This is a genomic window from Scytonema sp. PCC 10023 (assembly GCF_963920835.1).
Lineage (GTDB): Bacteria > Cyanobacteriota > Cyanobacteriia > Cyanobacteriales > Nostocaceae > Kalymmatonema.
Genome location: NZ_CAWUDP010000016.1, coordinates 42,436 through 64,949, shown reverse-complemented (window position 1 = coordinate 64,949; position 22,514 = coordinate 42,436). Strand labels below are relative to the sequence as shown.

Here is a 22,514-nt window from a genome sequence, read left to right as displayed (position 1 = left end):
TACGATTGAGCAAATGGTCAGACGAGAGGTGAATTTGTAAATGAGGCAAGGGTTAAAAGCAATGATGCACCGATACGGGCGCTTGCTCCAATATCCGCTACGGCAGTGGCGCACCATAATAGCAATCCTCGGTCTCACGGCTGGCACCTCAGTCACCGCAACACTTCAACCTTGGCCAATGAAAATCCTGGTGGATTATGCCCTCTCTCAGGCAGCCCTTCCCCCCCTAGTTTCTTCGTTTGGGAACTTTAACGTATCCCTGACGCCGCCACTGCTGGTCATTGTTGCTGCTTTGGGTAGCCTCGGACTTTATGCTTTGAACGCGACCCTTGACACGGGCTTGAACTGGGCCTGGAGTGCTGCCGGGCAAGGTATGGTCTACGAACTGAGCCAGGCCCTGTTCTATCGTCTTCAACGGCTTTCACTGCTGTTCCATAGCCAGCGTACTGTCGGCGATTCTTTGAGCCGCTTGACAGGAGATTCCTATTGTGTATACACCCTGGTCAGTGCTGTGCTAATTTCACCTGTGCAGCATCTGCTTATGCTCTTCACTATTAGCATCGTCGCCTGGAACCTGAATTCTTCACTGACGCTGATAACGCTATGGGTTGCACCAATGATGGCTGGTTTTGCCCTCGTCTTTGGTTCCCGGCTCAAGCGCCGGACAAAGCTGAATCGCGAGGCGCAGTCTCGCCTCACCAGTTTTATCCACCAAACGCTTACAGCAATCCCAATGGTTCAGGCATTTAGCAGGGAGAGTTACAATACCCAGCAGTTTAAGCACTTGGCTCGAAGCGCTGTTACGATTTCGCAACGCGAAACCCTGCTCAAAAGTACCTATGGTCTTGCAAATGGTTCTGTGACAACGGTTGGTAATGCGGTTGTCCTCTATGTGGGCGGGCAGCAGGTGTTATCGGGAGCGATGAGTGTTGGTAGCCTGCTGGTTTTCCTGGCATATCTACAATCGATACAAGGAGCATTTCGGGGCTTGTTTGGCATCTACGGGAGCCTGAAGTCCGTGGAAGCCAATATGGATAGAGTGCTAGAGATTTTGGATGCTAAAGATGGGGTGCAGGATGCCCCAGGAGCTAAACCATTGCCTCTTCGTGCAGCTTTTGAGCGGGGACATATATGTCTAGAGGGAGTTACCTTCGGTTACGAAGCTGGCTATCCTGTGCTAGAAGACATTACCCTGGAAGCGCGACCGGGAGAAACGATTGCTCTGGTCGGTGCGACAGGTGCTGGTAAGAGTACGTTGGTCTCTCTCATTCCTCGTTTCTTTGATCCCTGGCAGGGACGAGTCCTATTCGATGGGGTGGACGTACGAGGTGTGCAACTCAATAGCCTGCGCGAGCAGATTGCCCTGGTGCTACAGGAGCCGTTTCTCCTGCCACTCTCGGTGGCACAGAACATTGCTTACGGTCGTCCGGGAGCCAGCCAACAGGAGATTGTCGCCGCCGCCAAAGCCGCTAAGGCGGACGAATTCATCCGGCAGCTGCCTCAGGGGTATGACACCGTTCTGAGTGAAAGAGGAGCTATCCTCTCCGGCGGACAGAAACAGCGGCTGGCGATCGCGCGGGCGCTGCTTAAGGATGCGCCGGTACTGATTCTCGACGAACCCACTTCTGCTCTGGATGCCCGCACTGAAACCTTACTGCTGGCAGCTTTAGAGCGTTTGATGCAGGGGCGGACAGTATTTATCATAGCCCATCGGCTCTCGACTATTCTCCGGGCGGATCGGATCGTAGTCCTGGAGCAGGGGAGGGTTGTGGAGATGGGAACGCACCAGGAATTACTGACAGGTTCTGGTCTTTACAAGCGTTTGCACTCCTTGCAGTTTCCCGATCCGCCGCAGGAGGTCATGTTATGAAACTGTGGTGGCTGCGACTAGCACGTTACGCCCGAGTCCGTTGGCGCGGACTCGCGTTTGTGCTGGTGCTCATGCTAATTAATGTAGGGCTGAATGTGCTCAAGCCCTGGCCTTTGAAGTTGATTGTTGATTGCGTCCTGGGTAATCAAGCCCTGCCAAATACTCTTGTTTGGCTCAAAACCTTAGCTGGTGGTGCCGATATTCAGCTACTCGGTCCCTTAGCGGGTGCCACAATCGCTTTATTTCTAGCCAGTGAAGGAGTTCGTCTGCTCCAAGATTATGTTGGTGCTGGCGTTGGCAGTCAAATGAGTTATGACTTGGGAGCGGTACTGTTTGATCGCCTACAGCATCTTTCCCTGAAGTTTCATAACCAACAGCAAGCAGGCGATCTCGTCCGGCGAGTCATGACTGACAGCATCTGTATTCGGAATTTGGCGATGGGGGTTTTTCTGCCCGTGCTCACTTCCGTAGTGAATCTGGTAGTCATGTTCATTGTCATGTGGCAACTTGATCACCTCCTTTCACTGCTCTCGCTGGTCGTTGCTCCCCTGATTGTGTTACTTATTTGGGTCTTTAACAAGCCCATGGTTGAGCGAACCTATCAGCATCAACAATTTGAAGGCGAGATTATGGCGCTTGGCGAGCAGACTTTAACAGCGCTACCAATTGTTCAAGCATTCGGTCGCGAAGCACACGAAGATGAGCGCTTTCGCTACCTATCCGGGAAAGCGCTCCAGGCTTATGTGCGCGCTATCCTTGCTCAAATGCAATTTAAAGTTGGGGTGAGCGGGGCAACTGCAGTAGGAACAGCAGTAATCATGCTCATTGGTGGCTTCCAGGTTTTGAATGGGTCACTTTCAATTGGGTCTTTACTGGTCTTCCTTTCTTATCTCGCCTCTTTGTATGTGCCGATGGAGACTTTGGCTTATATGTCGTCTGGTTTTGCCGCAGCGGCAGCTAGTGCTACGAGAGTGCTAGAGGTGTTAGATGCTAAGGAGGAGGTACGGGAAATTGCTGATGCAAAACCTCTGCTTTTACAACCTGGTAAAGCGAGTGGATACGTGTGCCTAGAGAAAGTGACCTTTGGCTACCAGGATGGGAAACCCGTACTCCAGGACATTTCCTTGGAAGCACAGCCAGGGGAAACGATCGCCCTAGTAGGAGAGACAGGAGTCGGTAAGACTACGCTGGTTTCCCTGATTCCCCGTTTTTTCGATCCTTGGCAGGGACGAGTCCTCTTCGATGGGGTGGATATCCGAGACGTGCAACTGCAAAGCCTGCGCGAGCAGATTGCCCTGGTGCTACAAGAGCCGTTTCTACTACCGCTAACCATTGCCGAGAACATTGCCTATGGTTGCTTTGGTGCTAGCCGCCAAGCGATCATCGCCGCTGCCCAAGCTGCCAATGCTGATACCTTTATTCAACGATTACCCCAAGGTTATGACACGGTTATTGGTGAGCGAGGAGCTACGCTTTCAGGGGGAGAGAAGCAACGGTTAGCGATCGCCCGTGCCCTGCTCAAGGATGCTCCAGTCTTGATTTTGGATGAACCCACCTCTGCCCTGGATGCTCAAACCGAGTTTCTGCTGCTGGAGGCATTAGAGCGACTGATGGCAGGACGAACTACCTTTATTATTGCCCATCGCCTCTCGACAGTACAACGAGCAGACCGGATCGTGGTGTTGGAAGGAGGACGAATTGTGGAGAGCGGCACCCATGAAGCATTGCTAAACGCTCGTGGTTCCTATCATCACTTCTACCAAATCCAGTCGAATCTACACAAAGCTTTACTGAGACATAATAGATGAGGAGAGGAACTGTGAATGATTTAGAAAGCGTACCATCCACTCGTGAAATAAGTCTAGCTCTTCCTTTCAATGTCCAGGTTGGGCTTAATACTGTCATCAACTATGATCAGCGTTGTTTTGCTCGCTTTCGCAGCCGCATCAACCCCGCGCTGGTCGTTGGCGCAAACTGCACGTTGGATTATGTCCACTTTGCCCTCGGAGAAGCTGCCAAGGTTGAGATTGGAGACTATTGTTATTTGACCAGTGTCATTCTGCTTTGCGAGCAAGAAATTTGCATCGGCAATTATGTGGTTTTGGGATGGAATACCACGATCGCTGACACTGACTTTCATCCTATTGCACCTGCGGAACGAATTGCAGATGCCATTGCCTGCTCTCCTCTAGGCAAAGGACGACCCCGCCCTCCTGTCATGCGACAGCCAGTGACAATCGAGGATAATGTTTGGGTTGGTCCCAATGTCACAATCCTCAAAGGAGTTCGCATCGGTGCCGGAGCTTGGATTGAGGCAGGGGCATTGGTAACGCGGAATGTCCCGCCATATTCCAGGGTGATCGGAAATCCAGCCCAAGTGATCGGGGAGGTGGGGTAAACATGAGTTCTGCACGCACACTGCCGTGGGACTGGTATCCGGGCACGATTCCCGACAACGTTGTTCTGGCAGATGACACTTACATCGAAACGAGTCTCAGCTTTGAGCTTTGCCGCAGCCAAGCGCCCGTAGGACTACGATTGGGTCGAGGAAGTGCCGTATATAAAGACACTATGTTTGACCTCGGTGTACACGGTAGGGTAGAGGTGGGGGAATATGCGTTGATTCACGGTGCCCGGATCGTCTGCGATGCCGAACTGAAGATTGGCAATTATACCTTGATCTCCTGGCAAGTCGTCCTAATGGATACCTACCGTTTACCATTCGACTTAATCGAGCGACGACAAGCTTTAGAACGAGCAGCGCACACACCTACTCGCTCCCCTAGCGCCGATATCCCAGCGCAACCAATTTGGATTCAGGATAACGTTTGGATTGGGTTTGATGCCTGTATTTTACCAGGGGTGACAATCGGTGAAGGGGCGATCGTCGGTGCTCGGTCTGTCGTCACTCAGGATGTTCCTCCGTACACCGTTGTGGCTGGCAATCCTGCTCGTGTCGTGCGGCACTTAGATGCAGGAGGCATTACTAGAGGAATTGATCATGAGAAGTGAACGCCCTAGTAAGGGAAAAATTATTGTCTTCGGGATTCTGTTCTGGTATCCCCTAGCAGGAGTAACTTATCAGTTCCTCCACTACCTGCTAGGGCTGCGTCGCCTCGGCTATGACCCCTACTACATCGAAGATTCGGGACGCTGGGTTTACAACCCTCAAATCAACGACCTTTCTGGGGACGCTAGCGAGAACATTAAGCGAGTCGCGCCAATTTTAGAGGCGTTTGGCTTCACAGAGCGTTGGGCGTTTCGCGGTCATTATCCTGGGGGTGAGTGTTATGGCATGACCGAAGCCCAAATCCTAAAGTTATATCGCGAAGCAGATGCATTCTTGAATGTCACCGGCGCTCAGGAAATCCGCGAAGAGCATTTGGCTTGTCGTCGCCGCATTTATGTTGAGTCCGATCCAGTTGCGTCTCAGGTTCGGGTGGCTCAGGGGGACAAAACCATGATTGATGACCTAGTTGCCCATGATACACACTTTAGCTTTGGGGAAAATTTGGGTGCATCCGACTGTGGAGTGCCGATCGCTCGCTTCCAGTGGTTACCGACTCGTCAACCGATTGTGACTGAGTTGTGGGACACTTCAAATCATACACCAGGTATCGCTTACAACACCATTACCACCTGGGACAACAAGGGGGGTAAAGACATTACCTATGAGGGTGAAATCTACTACTGGCGAAAGGCACGTGAGTTTGAAAAATTTATCGAACTCCCGCACCAGCGTCCAGTGTCATTTGAGATTGCGGCGGCGGGCGTAAGCGAGAATGTGCGCTGTGTGCTGCACAAACATGGTTGGAGCCAGGTAGACTCGATGGAACTCTCCCAAGATATGAATCGCTACCGCAGTTATATCCAGCGATCGCGCGGAGAATTCACCGTGGCGAAGGATCAATACACGCGCCTCTTGAGTGGCTGGTTTAGCGATCGCTCTGCCTGCTATTTGGCAGCTGGTCGTCCTGTGATCACTCAGGAAACAGGATTCAGCAAATTTCTGCCAACGGGTAGAGGACTTTTTGCATTTAACACTATGGAGGATATTCTGGCGGCACTCGACGCGATCGAAAGCGACTACGAAGGCAATTGCCTCGCAGCCCGCGAAATTGCCTCAGAGTACTTTGCCGCAGAGAAGGTGATTGGCAGTCTTATGGAGCGAGCGGGGTTATAAGCATGGCACGCATTGTTGTTTGCGGATATATGATCCGTCATCCATTAGCTGGCAATCTCTTAGCTTACTTCCACTATCTACTAGGGCTACATCGTCTGGGACATGAAGTTCTATACCTGGAGGAAAGCGGCTGGTCTGGGTCCTGCTATAACCCGATAAACCGCAGTTACAGCGATGACCCCAGCGTCGGTTTTGATGCAGTGAAAACACTTATAAACACCTATGGCGTGAATGCCACTGTGTGCTACCTGAATCGGGACACGGGAACCGTCTACGGTGCGGATTGGCAAGAGCTAGAGCGGATGCTCAAGACGGCAGATTTGCTATTGAATATCGGTGGAGTTTGCTGGTTGCCGGAATTTCTTCTGTGCAAGCGCCGGATTTTAATCGATATGGATCCATTCTTTACCCAAATAGGGCAGTTTGCTGCTGAGGGGCGCAACGAGTATCAAGCCTACTTTAGTTATGGCGCTAATATTGGACAACCCAATTGCGGCATCCCAAGTGATGGTATAAAATGGGTCCCCACCGTACCGCCCGTTGTGCCAGATATCTGGCAAAGCCAAGTACTCACTCCAGAACATAGTGGGCAAGAGCGGGCAGATGCACCATTCACTACAATTGCCAACTGGAGTGCCTATGGTGGGATTGTATACCAGGGCGAACGCTATGGACAGAAGGATGAGGAATTTATGCGCCTGCTGGAACTCCCAAACTACTGTACGCAGAAACTCGAACTTGCGCTTTCGGGCAAGGACACAGAAATAGCAGAGATTACCAAGTCTCTACAGACAGCAGGCTGGTTAGTTCGAGATGCCAGGGTTCTTAGCGCTAAGCTATCAACTTACAGCACTTACATTACTGGCTCGCGGGGAGAATTTAGCGTTGCCAAACAAGCTTATGTCAAAACTCGTAGCGGTTGGTTTAGCGATCGCACCGTTTGCTATCTTGCTGCTGGTCGCCCGGTTATCTTACAAGATACCGGATTTAGCGATTGGTTACCAACGGGTCACGGCGTGCTAGCGTTTTCATCCTTGGAGGAGGCTGTAGATTGCATAGAGCGCGTCAACGCAGATTATCCGGCGCAAAGCCTTGCAGCACGGGAAATAGCCGAGCAAACCTTCTGTTACAAAGTGGTGCTGCCTCGACTACTGGAGACAGTTCTAACCACGAACAGATTCCATTTATCTCCATCTTGAGTTCACTGCCTATGGGGGAAATCATGAGATCACCAATTATTTGATAACAAAATTTAACAACATTTTAAAGAACCATAAGATATGAATAAAAAATGAACACGCAATCACCGAAGGTAAGTATTGGACTTCCTGTTTATAACGGCGAAAAGTTTATTAGAGAGGCGATCGATTCTATTCTGAATCAGACATTCGAGGATTTTGAATTAATTATCTGCGATAACGCTTCGACGGATGAAACTGCAGCAATCTGTCAGACTTACGCAGCTCAAGATCGACGAGTTCGTTACTTTCGCAATCAAGAAAATATCGGAGCTGCTGGCAATCACAATCGCGTGTTTGAAGCGGCTTCCGGCAAATATTTCAAATGGGCAGCTCACGATGATCTGTGTGGACCTAATTTTGTAGCCGAATGCGTCAACGTCCTTGATCGAGATCCTTCAATAGTCCTGTGCTATTCTAGAGCAATCATTATTGACGCTCAAGGAAAATCTCTAAAAGAGTCAGAAGCCACGAACGCACAGATCAGTTCGGCAATTCCCTACAGAAGACTTCGAGAGGTTGTTAGTGAGCAAATTTTCTTATCTAATCCGATATTGGGGTTAATCCGGGCAGATGTCCTAAACAAAACTCCTCTTCTTGGGAATTATCCGGCACACGATTTGCCTTTACTTGCTGAATTAAGTCTCTATGGTAGATTTTATGAGATTCCTGAGCCTCTGTTCTTTAGTCGAGACCACAGTCAGCGAGGCTCGCGTGCGTATGATTATCGCCAACCTCACAAGGCGATCGCTTGGTTCGACCCAAAAATGGCAGGAAAGCTTGTTTTTCCAGCCTGGAGGATGTTTGCCGAATATATAGCAGCCATCAATCGATCGCCCTTGAATTGGCGCGATCGCTTACCTTGCTATGGCGAAATAGCCAAATGGTTGAAAAGCTATAGACAAGATTTAGTGCGCGATCTGATCGTTGCTACAGAGTACCTACCCGGTATTGGTCCACACCTTGCCAAAGCCTATAGCAAACGCTCTGAATCACACTGGGCAAAACAGGTTAGGCAATCGGTAAAAGAATTAGAATCGATGATCTCAAAAGAACAAGCTTTTATTCTTGTTGATGAGAATACACTCGGGAACGAGACTTTTGCCAAGTGGCGGACTATACCTTTTCTGGAACGCGAAGGAGAATACTGGGGTTTACCTGCGGATGACAGCATTGCCATTCAGGAGCTAGAGCGGTTGCGGCAATCGGGAGTCAATGTTATTGTTTTCGCTTGGCCTTCTTTTTGGTGGTTTGACCACTATTCTCAATTCAATGACTACCTGCGTTCAAAATTCCCCTGTATTCAGGAGAGTGACCATTTTGTCGTATTCAATTTGCAACGCGAGTTGGCAGTTGTTGATCAGGATGAGCTAAGTACAGAATTTCACAAGTTCGTAACGAATTAATTTCAGAAAGGCTCTGCGTTACTCTGCGTTGACTCCGCGTCCCTCTGCGTTTTAAAACGCTACGAATTAATGCAAAGCTGTACTAAGGAGAATCGAGGTCGGATGATTGTCATTTTCGCTAGTGCAATAGGTCGTTTTCCCATAGGAGGTAATGCATGGTCTGATCTGCAGTACCTTTTGGGCTTGCGTGCACTCGGGCATAATGTTTTCTATTTGGAAGAATGTGGACCAGAGTCGTGGGTTTACAACTGGGAAACTGAGCAACTCACGACGGATTTGGAATATCCCACCAATTATGTGAGAAACTGCCTGGAAGGGCTTGGCTTTGAAAATCAATGGATTTACCGAGCTGGCGATCGCTCAGTTGGGATGGATATTGACAATTTTAAAGAAATATGTTATGAAGCTGATTTGATGATTGTCCGTGGCTCACCAATTTCTCTGTGGAGAGAGGAATATAAGTGGCCGCAGCGCCGCATTTATATTGATGCAGATCCAGGTTTCACTCAGATTAACATTGCTTGCGGTCATTCAGAATTGGTAAACACCGTTGAACGTTGCGATCGCCTCTTCACAATCGGGCAGCGCATTGGTGCCGAAGACTGTCTCATCCCCACAACGGGTAGGGATTGGCTCTTGACATTACCTCCGGTAGCACTGCCTTACTGGTCCGTGACTGAGGACGACGACGCCACCCACTTCAGTTCTATCATGCAGTGGCACAGTTATCGGGAGGTGATTTACGAAGGAGTCACCTACGGCAACAAGGATAAAGAGTTCCTAAAGTTTATTGATATACCGCAACTGACAAAACAACCGTTTCGGATTGCATTGAGCGGCGGCTTTCCTGATGAGCTCTCCCAGAACGGCTGGGAGGTGATGCCCGGATGGATTGCGTCCTTTACACCAGAGTCTTACCAGACATTCGTCCAAGAATCCCGCGCTGAGTTTGGAGTCGCAAAACACGGTTATGTTGCTACAAAGGGTGGCTGGTTTAGCGATCGCAGCGTATGTTATCTGGCTTCCGGCAGACCTGTTCTAGTTCAAGACACAGGCTTAAGCGATTGGCTGCCCATAGGAGAAGGAATTTTAACCTTTCGTGACCAAAAGGAGGCAGTAAACGGTATAGAAGCAATCAACGCTGACTACAAACGACATCGACAAGCCGCAAGGAGTTTGGCAGCAGAATATTTTGACTCAAATAAAGTTCTTTCGTCTCTTCTAGAGGCGGCAATGAGCTAACGGTCAGTCAGTTTAGGAGCTATCATTCATTATGTCAACAGTAACCATCGGCTTTTCTCCTCGCGAACAGTTCTCCCTAGCTGCTGAATCTTTGCAACGGATTTTCGATTACACCTGTATCCCCTTTAACCTGATCGTGGTGGACTGCAACACCCCAAAGGTATATTGGCAGCAGATCGAACAGGTGCTAAAAGGTCGTAGCAATGTCAAGATCATTCACGCGAATGATTACCTCATGCCTAACCAGTCAAAAAACCTGGTGATTCAGGAAGCTAAAGATGATTTTCTGTGCTTCATAGAGAATGATGTTCTTGTTGAGGAGGGCTGGTTATCCCACCTCATCGCAGCATGTGAAGAGCATCCGGCTGATGTCGCAATACCACGCATTATCGAAGGTCCCGTGGGAGAGACAAAAGTTCACTGGGACCCAGGTCTGGGTCAGGTTCGGTCAGTGCAAACAACCAACGGAGTCAAATGGGAAATTCTTCCACCTACAGGCGATCTACAACTCGATCAAGGTTCCCATCGCCGGACAATAGAGTTGTCTGGAGAGGCTCACTGTCAGCTTTACCGCCGGAGTGTTTTCGACAAAGTTATTCCTTTTGATGACCAAGTCACCTATTTAGACTGGATCGATTCTAGTTTGGCTTTATATAATGCCAAGATTTCAGTTGTGTTTGAGCCGAAGTCTGTTGTTCATTTCTCGCATCCTTATCCTCCCCGTGTAGATGACCTCGACTATTTCTTCAGAAGATGGGATCTCAAACAAGCTACCAACGAGCTTGATCGCATTCAAAAAAAGTGGAATCTGGTTCCTAGCACAGCGGATGTGGATTTTGTCATAGAACGGAATCGCATTGGTCACCTGTATGAAGTCAGGGAGAAACTCAAAGCTCTGATATCGCCGCAGGAATCCTTTATCTTAGTCGATGAGGACATGCTCAACGGTAACGAAATCATCGAGGGTTTCCGGACTATCCCCTTTACTGAACACAATGGGCAGTATTGGGGTCAACCAGCAGACGACCATACGGCTATCCGAGAATTTAATCGCCTGCACCAAACAGGTGCCAGCGCTATTGTTTTCCTCTGGCACACTTTTTGGTGGCTGGACCATTACGTTGGATTTTCTGACTATTTACGTCAAAAATTCTCCTGTGTATTGCAAAATGACTACCTGATTGCATTCGACCTACGGTAATGGAAAAACTAAGAGCAAGTATTATTATCAACAACTACAACTACGGCCATTTTCTGCCTGAGGCGATTGAAAGTGCTTTGAATCAAGATTATCAGCCTACAGAAGTCATTGTGGTTGATGATGGTTCAACGGATAACTCACAGCAGATCGTCGCTGATTATGGAGAACGGATTATCCCCCTGTTAAAGGAGAATGGCGGACAAGGCTCCGCATTCAATTCGGGGTTTCAGATTAGCAAGGGTCAAGTTATCTGCTTCTTGGATGCGGATGATATTTTACTACCCAGTGCCATTGGCAGAGCAGTTGAACTGCTGTGTGATTCCGATGCGGTTAAGGTACACTGGCCTCTGTCTGCCGTTGATACTCATGGCAAGCTGCTAGGAAAGTTGATCCCCGAAGAACCTCTGCCAGAGGGAGATTTGCGTGATGCACAGCTTAAAGGTGGTATAGAAGGTCATATTTTCTCCCCTACCAGCGGTAATGCCTGGTCACGCAGCTACTTAGAAAAAATCTTGCCCCTGCCTGAGAGCCACTATCGATTCAATGCCGATTCCTACCTAGCAATTCTTGCTCCCTTCTTTGGCAGCATCAAGCGCATTGCTGAGCATCAGGCTTTGTATCGCATTCATGCCTATAACGGCACTAGCAAGCGTACTTACAGCTGGCGACTTAGCCACTATGACAATGAACTGACAGTCCTACGCGAGTGTTTACAGGAACAGGGTATTGAAATTGGAGATGCTTTTGAACGCTGGAAAGGTTCTTATCATCAATCTCTTCAGCGCATGGTCGAGTTGGGGCAAAAACTAGAACCGTTCATTCCACTAGGACAGAATTATATTTTAGTTGACATGAATGAATTCGGGCAACATCAGCTACTTGAAAATCGTCAATCAATCCCCTTCCTAGAAAAAAATGGTCTCTATTGGGGACCACCCAGTGATGATGCCACAGCAATTGAAGAATTTGAGCGGCTGCGCCGTCAAGGGGCAACTTTCATCGTGTTTGGATGGCCTGCCTTCTGGTGGCTTGATTACTATACTGAATTCGCTCGCTATCTACGTACCAAGTTTCGCTGTGTTTTAGATTCGGAGTGCTTAGTTGTCTTTGATTTGCGTATGTCAGCTTGATACTGTCTGGGCGTTATTACGAAAGAAGAGGTGAGCAGAGACGATGACACCTGATACCAAAGTTACTATCGCTATCCCAACCTATAATCGCTCGGAGTTACTAAAAGTTAGCCTTCAGAGCGTACTGGCACAGGACTATCCAGATTTCCAAGTACTGGTATTAGATAATGCTTCTTTTGATGATACAGAGGCAGTTGTACGCTCATTTGCGGATTCGCGAATAACTTATGTACGCAACGAGAGTAATATTGGGGCGTTCCGCAATTGGCAGCGAGCCGTTGAGATAAATTCTAGCCCTTATCTGAGCATCTTGTCAGATGATGACATACTGCTGCCCAACTTCATCTACGAGTCTGTCTTGGCATTGGACAAGCATCCGCACGCAGCTTTATCGAGTGCCCAGGCTGAATTTATCGACATGAATGGAGCTTTATTGCGTGTAACCGGCGCAGAACTTTCAGATAACTTGCCAGAAGGAGTTATCAACGGTCTAGACTTCATCCATCAAATTGTTGATGGGCGGAAATGGATTTTACGCACCTCATCTGTCATGTTTCGTACTTCAGCACTGGCAGCGGTTGGGGGATTCGACATACCGCACTCCAAGTATATGATAGACTTGAACTTATATTTACGCATAGCAGCGCAATTCGACATTTTCTTTATTGCTAAAGAACTTGCCCAAGTCCGGTTTCATGTTGAACAGGATTCCCAGGTGACTTTCCATTCCCCAGGGGGAACAGGTTCGCTTGCTGTGATGGCGGAACGTACTGATGCGATCGCTTATTTGCTACAGTCGCCGCGTGCAGAGGATGCGTCGTATCGTCAATGGCTGGCAGAGCGGCTGTTGCATATGAGTATGCGCCGCAGTGAGTTTACGTCTCAGCTTATACCCGAAATCAATTTGAGTTGGTCAGAAAGACTGCAGATTGCCATTCAGGAAATTGCAGCTGTGATTCCAGCAGGAAAGTCTTTTATTTTGGTCGATGACAATCAGTGGGGTTCAGAGATTTCGCCCGAATTCGATGCCCTTCCTTTCCTCGAACATGAAGGACAGTACTGGGGAGCCCCACCTGATGACCAAACCGCCATTCGAGAACTTGAACGAATGCGCGACTGCGGAGCAAGCTTCATGGTCATTGGCTGGCCAGCCTTCTGGTGCCTTGATTACTACTCTAAACTAAGAAATTATCTCAGTTCAAATTTCCGCTGCATTTTGCACAACAGTCGCCTTGTTGTGTTCGATCTGCGACCATGAGGTTCTGCGACATTTATATGGGGTGAGAGCCTTGGGCTGCACTCGCTTTTAGTGGACTGCAAACTGACCGGGTGAAGTGTTCATGATCTGGCATAAGGAAAAAAATAAATTCAAAACCGGAGTCAAATGGCTAGCCATGCCAGCAGCCGTGGCTGTTGTCGGCGTCGGCGGCTGGCTGACCTACTTCCTCGTTAAGAATCAACCTCCCGAGCCAGTGGCAGTACGCTTGCTTACTGTAGAGCGAGGCAATGTTGAAACCACAATCACAGAGGGCGGAACTGTTGAACTGCGCGAACAGCGGGTTCTCAAGTCTCCAACAGAGGGTGCAGTGGATCGGGTACTGGTCAAGCCAGGGGAGAAAGTCAGGGCTGGTCAAGTGCTACTCACCCTGCGTTACCCTGAGCGAAAAATTGCTCTTGCCAGGCAGCAGTTGAAGATTGAGCAAGAGGAACTCAAGCTGGCACGCAGTCAGCAGAAAATTACCGAGGCTCAGGAGAAGCTCATAGCCGAGGAACGGGAACTCCAGAAGCTTACTCCCTTGATGAAAGAAGGAGCTATTACAAGACAACTATTCCAGCAGCAAGAGGACGAAGTCCGCCTAGCGAGGGCTGACCAGCGAGAAGCTCAAAAAGAAGCTCGTGAATCAGTCCTCGAACTGCAAAGCCTACAGTTGGAGCGCCAAGGCATTGAGCAGCAACTCCAAGACACCACGGTGAGTGCACCGTTTAATGGCGCAGTTTTGGGTATTTATGTTAAAGACGGTGAGGGGGTTGAGTTACGCACTAACTTGCTCACTTTAGGCGATCCCAAGCAAGTACTAGTTAAACTCCAGCTTTCTACCCTCAATGCAGCCCGAGTCCGGGTTAACCAAGTTGCCCGCGTCAATGCGATCGGACCATCAGCACAGACGTTCACTGGATATGTGCAAAGTTTGTATCCTCAAGCACTGACACCTGAAGAAACTCAGAAACAGGAAGGCGGCAGTCAAAACAAATCGACTCAAGCAACCGTACCTGCAACAGTGCTGCTTGATACCCCTACTACCAAGTTGCTCCCTGGTAGCCGGGTGAATGTTGAGATTGTTTTACAACAACGGCAAAACGTAGTTGTTTTAACCACAGAAGCTATTCAACGTTCTGGACCGCATCCCTTTGTTTGGGTTCGGGATAGTCAAAATAAGGCTCAGAAACGAAGCATCAACTTAGGATTGGAGGGGTTAGTGACCGCAGAAGTGACCTCTGGTTTGCGTGCTGGCGAACAGGTTATCGTGCCGCCAACCCAGTCGCAACTCAAACCAGGGATACCAGTCATCCCCCAAGGGGGAATTCAAAATTCAAAATGATAAATTCAAAATTAGTTTTTTGGGCGTTGCTGAATTTGGTAATGAATTATGCTTGTAGCACGATGTTCCATTTCCTGTCATCTTTGTAGAGACGTTGCATCCGAAAGTTGTACATCAATGAGAATGTTGAAATTCATATCTTGATTCGGCAACGCCGTTTTTTGAATTGTAATTTAAAATTTTTGAATTCCAAACTAATTAATTTTTTGAATTTTGAATTTTGAATTTTGAATTTTGAATTTGCACTATGGGTCTTTCACCTTTAGATTTACTGGATATCACCTTTCGCTCCTTGAGTAAGAATCCTTTGCGTTCTGGACTGACAACTTTAGGAGTGTTTATGGGTGTGGCTGCTGTCAGCGCCACACTTCAAGTCGGTAACATCAGCCGAGCTATGATTGCTCAGCAGCTGGCAAAGCGAGGCGCACCTCAGGTCTCAGTATACCCAAACTGGGATTCTGGTGGTCAGACCACCCAACTCAAGTTGGAAGACATGGAATTCTTACGAGAACGGGTGGTGGGTTTGCGGGCAATCAGTTCTTTTAATTGGGCTGGTGCTACGCCAACTGTATTTCAGGACAAGGAGTTTACTCCACCCATGTCACCTGTTTCCCAAGATTTTTTGCTGACTTCAGGAAAAGCATTAGTGTCGGGACGGTTCTTTACGGCTGAAGATTTTGCAAGCTACCGACCAGTAGTGGTCATCGATCAACTACTGGCAGAACAACTTTTCGGTGGGCAAAACGCTCTGGGTAAGATGATTTATACCGGGAACAGACCTTATGTCGTTGTGGGGGTGGTAGCGACGAGTCTAAATGAAAATGCACCTCCAGAGGGTCAACTATATGTACCAATGTCTGTTTACAATGCCATGACTGGTAGCCGCGACATTGGTAGCATCCAAATGCGTCCCGACAAACTCGAAGACGTGGAAGACTTGAGCCAGCAAGCGGAACAACTGCTGCAGCAGCGATTCCCAGGTCAAAAATTTAAGTTATGGAACAATGTCTCAGACATCCTACAGCAGCAGAAAACTTTTGAGATGGCATCGCAGGGACTGACGGTGGTGGGAGTGATCGCCCTTTTGGTTGGCGGTGTCGGAATTGCGAATATTATGATTGCCTCAGTGACGGAACGAACTGCTGAAATTGGTTTGAGACGGGCAGTGGGAGCAACAAAGCAGGAAATCATGCTGCAGTTTATTCTGGAAGCTGCGCTTTTAAGTTTACTAGGAGGAACAGTTGGTCTTGGGGTGGTGCATGGATTGACGGTTGTAGTCGCTGATACGTTTAAATTGCCCTACGAGTTTGACACCTCTATCGCAACGCTAGCGTTGGGATCAGCGCTACTGGTGGGGGTGGGTGCTGGTTTGCCTCCCGCCCTGCGAGCCAGCAAGATCGACCCAGTCCAAGCCTTACGCTCACAGTGATAGAAATGGGAATAGGATGACAGTGTTTAAGGAACAAGTAGCAGTTGTTACAGGAGCCTCCAGTGGTATTGGCAAAGCGATCGCCTTGGGACTGGCGGCGCAGGGAGCAAAACTTTGCCTTTTAGGTCGCAACTTGGATGCGCTGTTAGCCATTGCCAAGAGCGTTGATTCACCTCAAGTTGTGAGCTATCAAGTAGACTTAACTTTAGACGAAGACATTCAGAAGCTCAAGAGCCATCTGGTGGAAGATTTTGGGCAGATTGACTTGCTGATTCACAGCGCTGGCATCATTTCTCTAGGAGAAATGAAAACAGCACCAGTTGAAGACTTAGACTTGCAGTACCGCACGAACGTTCGCGCCCCCTACGCCTTGACACAAGCTTTGCTTCCCATGCTCATACCCCGTCAAGGGCAAATTGTCTTTATCAACTCGAGTGCGGGGCTAACTGCTAAAGCAGGTGCTGGGCAGTATGCTGCTACCAAATATGCACTTAAGGCGATCGCTGACAGTTTGAGAGCCGAAGTAAACGCTTTAGGACTGCGCGTCCTCAGCGTATATCCCGGACGCACCGCTAGTCCCATGCAGGCGGCTATTTATAAGATGGAGGGTAAAGCATATAACCCTGAGCGTCTTCTGCAACCAGAGGATGTGGCTGCTTGTGTGATTAACGCCCTCAGTTTGCCCCGCACCGCCGAAGTGACTGACATCCAAGTCAGACCCTTGGTGAAGTAAGTAGGTCGGCGTAAATAATTATCGTTGGGATAAGGCAGCTTTGCTGGGGGAAAAAGAGTTTTCGCCTTATAAAAATTACTATTAAAACGGCGATTAAGTAGATAGGTAGAAATAAACAGAACTATGTTAAGAAATGTAAAAGCCTCTAAAACCCTTACTAATGACCAATGACTAATGACGTCGGACTGCCGAAACTCGTTAACTTTATTTGTACCGACCTACTTACATAATGTCTCGATGCTAATCAACAATTTATTTCATCAAACAAGGATGATACTCAAAGAGACTAGTAATTGTACGGTATATCTTTTAGACTCGTTTCCCGTTGATTTTTTGAATTGGTAAATTTACTGCTACAATTGCAGACTTACTTGGCAACTTTATTAGTGGCAGAGCTAGAACTAGCCCTTTCAAGGTGGGTAAAAATTTTGGTCAAGAAATTCCTCTTTAACCTCTTTACTCTGTGTTCTGGAGTGCCTCTGTGGTTAAATTAATAACTTAATAAACCGCCGAGACGCAGAGGAGCCAGCGCTGCAGGAGGGTTTCCCGACCTAGGCGACTGGCGTGGCACAGAGAAAAGAAAGAGATTTTACGAGTCACCTTGAAAGGGCTGGAGCTAGAACTTACGGATTGACATATTTATAGGTTTTGACATATTGTTAACAAGTTTGCGTTGATTAGTTCACCAACCTCGCCCGTCATGGACGAGGATTGACCGAACCAATTCGGGCAACGTAAGTGGTGAATAGCCCCTGGGAGCCTAATCCTGGTACAGACTTCCGGGTGCTTCCCCAGCCCGGACTTATCTCTAAGCTTGATTGGTCAAGCGTTGGGTAATGCCAAGTCATCTTGGATTAGGTGGGCGAGGGGACTAACTACGGGTTTACTGGTTCCTGGGATTATATCCATTTAAAAACCAGTATTTAAATGTAAAGCCGTGCTAGAAGCACGGGGCAAGAGACCGATAATTTTCGATGACCATTAGAAAAGTTTGAGCAACCCTTACTTGCCTAAGCAAGCTAAATTCCACTCCGGGTTTATATAAGCTCAAATCCGATCAGGGCGTCAAATCCCTAGGAATAAAATTTCAGTTTCTCAGGGTTTTGCCTCTACCAACTTGGAGCAAGAAGACTCACCAAATGTGAGCTTTAGCCAACCTTGATAAGGAGAGAAGAGGCAAATGATAATTTCTGAACCTATTACCTTGAGTTCTATTAGCCATGCCCTCAATGCTGCTTCTGTAATCGGCGTTAGCATTAAAAATCAATCAAGCTTGAGTCTGAGTAAAGAAACAGATTCGCAGCTAGCAAATAGCTCAAAAAGGCTTTCACATCAAACTCCTACTACTCCCACTTTCATAGCTGAAGCTAGCACTCCAACATTCAGTTCAGATACTAGCAAATGCGGTTCTGGTCAAGCACGTGATAAGTACACACAGCCGTTCGCCTGCGACAGCATTTGGAATATGCCGATTGGATCAAACGCCAAATACGTTGATGCCTATATCGGCTCAAAGGGCGTTGGAGTTGACACCGACTGGTTCATCATAACCAAGGAAAGCGATCCGGCTGTGTCCACCTATATGCCTGGTGCCTGGGGTGAAGGTCGCTGCATCGGCTCTACGCCACAGCAGCAAGCACAATGGCATCCGGAAGCGGGTCAACCCTTGAAAGTTCCTTATGATCTTGTCATTGAGGATGCAAAGCCAGGATTTACTCCAAACAACTCCTCAGCGTTCCTAATGCCGGATGGTAGAACTTTGGTGTCTTATAACGTCACCACGCGTTGTCAGGAGGGTGCCCCGCTTTACGGCGTTTGGTTTGGAGAGCAAGATATTTACGGTGATGGCATTGACGGTGGGCATGGTGGCTCAGGAATGTCGAGCATTGGCGGTAGCATTCGCAAAGGTGAGTTGTTCAACGACGAGCCTATTCGTCATGCACTCAAGATTGTTATCTGGGGCAAATGGTTGCACTACAATGCTTCATCGTCAACCCCCGGTCGCCGCTGGCCTGCCCGTCTGGCTGATGGTGGTGCACCAAACCAATACCATGGCTCCAATCCGGCGCTGGTCATGGGTTCGTTGCTAGCAATTCCGCCTAATGTCACAGCAGAAAGCCTCGGACTGACTAGTAAAGCAGGCAAGAAAATCTTTGAAGCAATGCAAAATTACGGTGCCTACGTTGTTGACGATTCCGGGTGGGACTACAATTACCTCTGCCTTGAGCGGAGTGCCGAGCAAGAGTACGAGCAAGTCACCGGGCATCAACTTCATGGAGATGCAGCCCTCCAAGCTGACTTCGCCAAAATCATTGGTGCGGTCAAGGTTGTGGACAACAACGGACCGAAGAGCGTTGGTGGGGGCGGTACACCACGCCAACCTTTAGCACCACCAATTGGAAATTAAAAGCCAATAAGGTTTAGATAAGAGTTGATCTCCCTTCCCCTAAAAAGGCTACGGTATACACACAAGTCATCGAATGACTCAAAATTCCTTTTGTACGCGCACGGAACCTTATACCAATTTGAAAAAAGAATGCGACAGATACCCACTCCCAAACCCTAGTTATCTTAGGCTTTCTTAATGCCGTACCTTATGAATTTTGAATTGGTATTACCCTGCCCTGTCGGGCATCCCTCTGGGCGAGTTCGGAGAGGGAAAGATTTTAGCTACGCTAAAAGCGAGGGTGAGGTTTTGAGCGATCTGGTGTGTACACCGTAGCTTAAAAAGGGGGCTTTATTCCCCCCCTTAAAAAGTAAGGAAAAACTAAGGCGGCGAGGATGTCACTGCCTCTGGCAGGGGGCAGGGAGCACCCGAGCAGGGGGGAGACGCTTGACAGAGCTTGCACTCCGCCAAAGGACAAACGTCCACCGAAGAAGGGGCTTGATACCCATGTTCCGCTCCGCTCCACGGCAGGGGAGAAGGGCTTGCTCAAGAACGCTCCCTTCCCCCTTCTCCCCTGCCTCTTCGGTCAAGCCTTTTTCACACGGCAGGCAAAGCACTTAAAGGCAAGCTGTCCTGAAAGATTGTCGTAGTACTGGTTGTCTATCAATTGGTTAGCGGCTTCGTAGTAGGGGGTGCGGAGTTCTTCTGCCATTTTTTGCTGTTGACCAAACCAATTTGGCACAAAAATTGTGTCCTCTCGTATTCCCTCCCAAATTAAAGCTGTACCAGTGATAGATCCTCTGGGGCTTTCGACAATTATCTCATCGCCGTGATTAATGCCTGCTGCTTGCGCTGCTTTCGGGTGAATTTGAACTAGGCGAACACCGTTCATTTGTTTACCCGTGTAAGTCCAGTGTGTGACGGAGTGAAAATGAACCACACTCGATCTGCCAGTCATGCCCATAAGCGGATACTCCCTATGAACCTCTCCAGAAGAGACTTTCCCTAATTTAACCTTTTGGGTGAATGCCTGCGGGTTCACCGGATTTTTTACTAGTTGCTCTGTATACTCGATGGTGGGATGCTGACCAGTAACTTCCGGATGAGTGTAGAAGATCGGTAAAGCGGCGTGTCCAGCGATCGCTAGCTGCTTTTGCATCTCGGGCGTATAAATCTCTACCTTGCCACTGGGGGTGAGGAATCGCTTGCCTTTATTTTGAGGATTGAGAGCCTGTGCTGCACTATACCAAGAAGGATGATCCAGGTAAAGAGTACTGACACCGGGATGATCCACTGATGGGCAGGGCCAGCGCAAGGGTTCTGAACGCTTGGACATTCGTTCCGTTGTCATACCGCCCATAGCGGGAGTGTTTGCCACGAAAGTTGCCCAAAGATTGCGGTAGTCTTTCCATGCCTGGGAAAAGTTCTCTGTCCAGTATTGCGGTGGATTGCGTTTGTCTAACTTTGCTGTGGCGTGTGCCAGATCAATCCAGATGTGCCAGTCTGGTTTGGACTCTCCCACTGGGGGAACCACTTGCTTTTGCCAACGGATTGCCCGGTCATCTCGTCGCATATAAACGGTTTCCATTTCAAAGCCACTGGTGACAGGTAAAATGATGTCGGCGTAGTAGGCAGACTCCTCCATGAACAATCCAGTGTAGACGTAAAAGTCTAATTTGCGGTACGCTTCCTGTACTTTAGCTGTGTGCGAGGAGGCGAGAAGGGGATTGCCTTGGGTAACAATAGCTTTTAGCTGGTAAGGTTTGCCTGTGAGGATAGATTCAGGAAAATATTCTGGTCCAACAGGCAGGGCAACATCTTTCTTTGGTGTGTTGCCTTTGATGGGTGGCAGATTTAAACCACCGGGCCAGGTGTTATGCATAAAGTTGCAGCCTCCACCATTGATGCCAATGTTACCTGTTATCGCGGCAAGGAATGCCAGAGTGCGGTAAGTGTCGAAAGCTCCCACCTGATGAGAAATACCAGCATTGCAGAAAATAGCAGCAGGCTTTGTTGTTGCGTAAGCCTCAGCAAGAAGTTTGATTTTATTTGCTGGAATGTCCGTGATTCCCGCAGCCCATTGCAGCGTATACTTGTTACTGATAAGGTGCTTTTTCAGTTCGTCAAAGCCCAGTACCCACTTTTGCACAAAGGCAGTATCATACAAGTTGTTGGTGACAATGTGGTAAAGCATTGCCAACACCAGAGCCAGGTCGGTATGCGGCTTAGGTGCAATCCATTCATCTGCTTGCGCTCCTGTAGCAGTTAAGCGAGGGTCGATGACGACTAGCTTCGCTTTAGTCTGAGCGCGGCTTCTAAGAAGATAAGCAAAGGTTACTGGATGAGTTTCCGCTTGGTTGGTGCCTAAGAAGAGAAAAAATCTGGCAGACCCTAGATCTTGTTTGCCAGTAGCGCCATCGATACCGTAGCCATTAGTAAAATTACCTAAACCAAAAGTCCATGCCAAGGCATTTCCACCAGCATCATTGCAGACAGGACCTACATCCGTGTCGTTGGGACTACCCAGCAGAGTGAAGTAGCGTGCGACTAGAGAACCAGTGCCGCGTGGTAATCTACCAGAAGTTTTGTTGGCGATCGCCCTGGCTTCCCCTGCATCTCTCAACGCCAGAAACTTGGCGGCGATCGTCTCTAACGCTTCGTCCCAAGAAATCTGCTCAAATTGAGAATCGGGTGAACCCTTCTCACCTGCAACCCGTTTCATCGGGTGAGTGAGGCGGAAGCGATTATACACCAATTGGGTCATCATCGGACCCTTGACACAAAAGCCTCCTGCCTGTACTGGGTCATCCGGTTCGCCTAAGACATCTATAATGCGTCCGTCTTTCACATGAACCTTTAAACGGCACAGAGAGTTGCAGAATTGGCAGGCACTATCTACAATCTTGTCTGGTTGCAACGCACCTGATTTCTGGGTAAAATCAAATTTAGTTGATTCGATGGCTGCACTATTGCGGTTTTCCTCGGCAGCATCTGCCTGTTGTTTTCTGAGTAACTCTGCTGCGGTGACAGTGGCTGTACTGACTGCTACCCCTTTGAGAAAACCCCGCCGTGAAGTCTTTATCTTGCGTGACATGA

Annotated in this window: 17 protein-coding genes; 15 read left to right on the top strand and 2 right to left on the bottom strand. The window is 48.6% G+C overall.

Going from position 1 to position 22,514, the window contains the following annotated elements; translation table 11 throughout:
- The first annotated feature begins 40 nt into the window (after window positions 1-40).
- From ACM0OZ_RS12170 to ACM0OZ_RS12105, 14 genes are all read left to right on the top strand, one after another.
- A complete protein-coding gene (locus tag ACM0OZ_RS12170; RefSeq protein WP_414583091.1) occupies window positions 41-1,870 on the top strand; it encodes an ABC transporter ATP-binding protein in 1,830 nt (609 codons plus the stop codon).
- The gene (locus ACM0OZ_RS12165) at window positions 1,867-3,678 is read left to right on the top strand and encodes an ABC transporter ATP-binding protein (RefSeq protein ID WP_414583090.1); all 1,812 of its coding nucleotides are present in this window, start codon (window positions 1,867-1,869) and stop codon (window positions 3,676-3,678) included. The genes ACM0OZ_RS12170 and ACM0OZ_RS12165 overlap by 4 nt, the downstream gene beginning before the upstream one ends.
- An 11-nt stretch (window positions 3,679-3,689) precedes the next feature.
- Window positions 3,690-4,268: an acyltransferase gene (locus ACM0OZ_RS12160; RefSeq protein WP_414583089.1), complete on the top strand. Its 579-nt coding sequence runs from the start codon at window positions 3,690-3,692 to the stop codon at window positions 4,266-4,268.
- A 2-nt stretch (window positions 4,269-4,270) separates the two neighbouring features.
- A complete protein-coding gene (locus ACM0OZ_RS12155; protein WP_414583088.1) occupies window positions 4,271-4,882 on the top strand; it encodes an acyltransferase in 612 nt (203 codons plus the stop codon).
- Complete coding sequence (locus ACM0OZ_RS12150; RefSeq protein WP_414583087.1) at window positions 4,872-6,053, top strand: hypothetical protein; 1,182 nt, start codon at window positions 4,872-4,874, stop codon at window positions 6,051-6,053. The genes ACM0OZ_RS12155 and ACM0OZ_RS12150 overlap by 11 nt, the downstream gene beginning before the upstream one ends.
- Window positions 6,054-6,055: 2 nt before the next feature.
- Window positions 6,056-7,252 carry a hypothetical protein gene (locus ACM0OZ_RS12145; RefSeq protein ID WP_414583086.1) on the top strand — a complete coding sequence of 399 codons (1,197 nt, stop codon included), beginning with the start codon at window positions 6,056-6,058 and terminating at the stop codon, window positions 7,250-7,252.
- Between the two features lie 92 nt (window positions 7,253-7,344).
- Window positions 7,345-8,697, top strand: coding sequence for a glycosyltransferase family 2 protein (locus ACM0OZ_RS12140; RefSeq protein ID WP_414583085.1), 1,353 nt, complete (start codon window positions 7,345-7,347; stop codon window positions 8,695-8,697).
- A 69-nt stretch (window positions 8,698-8,766) separates the two neighbouring features.
- Window positions 8,767-9,939 (top strand): glycosyltransferase, encoded by a 1,173-nt coding sequence (locus ACM0OZ_RS12135; protein WP_414583084.1) that lies wholly within the window; start codon window positions 8,767-8,769, stop codon window positions 9,937-9,939.
- Between the two features lie 31 nt (window positions 9,940-9,970).
- The gene (locus tag ACM0OZ_RS12130) at window positions 9,971-11,140 is read left to right on the top strand and encodes a glycosyltransferase (RefSeq protein WP_414583083.1); all 1,170 of its coding nucleotides are present in this window, start codon (window positions 9,971-9,973) and stop codon (window positions 11,138-11,140) included.
- A complete protein-coding gene (locus ACM0OZ_RS12125; protein WP_414583082.1) occupies window positions 11,140-12,270 on the top strand; it encodes a glycosyltransferase family 2 protein in 1,131 nt (376 codons plus the stop codon). The genes ACM0OZ_RS12130 and ACM0OZ_RS12125 overlap by 1 nt, the downstream gene beginning before the upstream one ends.
- A gap of 43 nt (window positions 12,271-12,313) precedes the next feature.
- On the top strand, window positions 12,314-13,528 hold the full coding sequence (locus ACM0OZ_RS12120; RefSeq protein ID WP_414583081.1) for a glycosyltransferase family 2 protein: 1,215 nt from the start codon (window positions 12,314-12,316) through the stop codon (window positions 13,526-13,528).
- A gap of 82 nt (window positions 13,529-13,610) precedes the next feature.
- Window positions 13,611-14,870 (top strand): efflux RND transporter periplasmic adaptor subunit, encoded by a 1,260-nt coding sequence (locus tag ACM0OZ_RS12115; protein WP_414583080.1) that lies wholly within the window; start codon window positions 13,611-13,613, stop codon window positions 14,868-14,870.
- A 247-nt stretch (window positions 14,871-15,117) separates the two neighbouring features.
- Window positions 15,118-16,299, top strand: a complete 1,182-nt coding sequence (locus ACM0OZ_RS12110) for an ABC transporter permease (RefSeq protein ID WP_414583079.1) — start codon at window positions 15,118-15,120, stop codon at window positions 16,297-16,299.
- A gap of 16 nt (window positions 16,300-16,315) precedes the next feature.
- Window positions 16,316-17,032 (top strand): SDR family oxidoreductase, encoded by a 717-nt coding sequence (locus ACM0OZ_RS12105; RefSeq protein ID WP_414583078.1) that lies wholly within the window; start codon window positions 16,316-16,318, stop codon window positions 17,030-17,032.
- A gap of 698 nt (window positions 17,033-17,730) precedes the next feature.
- On the opposite strand, the gene ACM0OZ_RS12100 is transcribed toward ACM0OZ_RS12105, so the two are convergent.
- Window positions 17,731-17,880 carry a hypothetical protein gene (locus tag ACM0OZ_RS12100; RefSeq protein WP_414583077.1) on the bottom strand — a complete coding sequence of 50 codons (150 nt, stop codon included), beginning with the start codon at window positions 17,878-17,880 and terminating at the stop codon, window positions 17,731-17,733.
- A 332-nt stretch (window positions 17,881-18,212) separates the two neighbouring features.
- Between ACM0OZ_RS12100 and ACM0OZ_RS12095 the strand changes: the two genes are divergently transcribed.
- Window positions 18,213-19,439 (top strand): hypothetical protein, encoded by a 1,227-nt coding sequence (locus ACM0OZ_RS12095; RefSeq protein ID WP_414583076.1) that lies wholly within the window; start codon window positions 18,213-18,215, stop codon window positions 19,437-19,439.
- A 565-nt stretch (window positions 19,440-20,004) separates the two neighbouring features.
- Here ACM0OZ_RS12095 and ACM0OZ_RS12090 read toward each other — a convergent pair.
- Window positions 20,005-22,512 carry a molybdopterin-containing oxidoreductase family protein gene (locus ACM0OZ_RS12090; RefSeq protein WP_414583075.1) on the bottom strand — a complete coding sequence of 836 codons (2,508 nt, stop codon included), beginning with the start codon at window positions 22,510-22,512 and terminating at the stop codon, window positions 20,005-20,007.
- Between the last annotated feature and the right edge of the window lie 2 nt (window positions 22,513-22,514).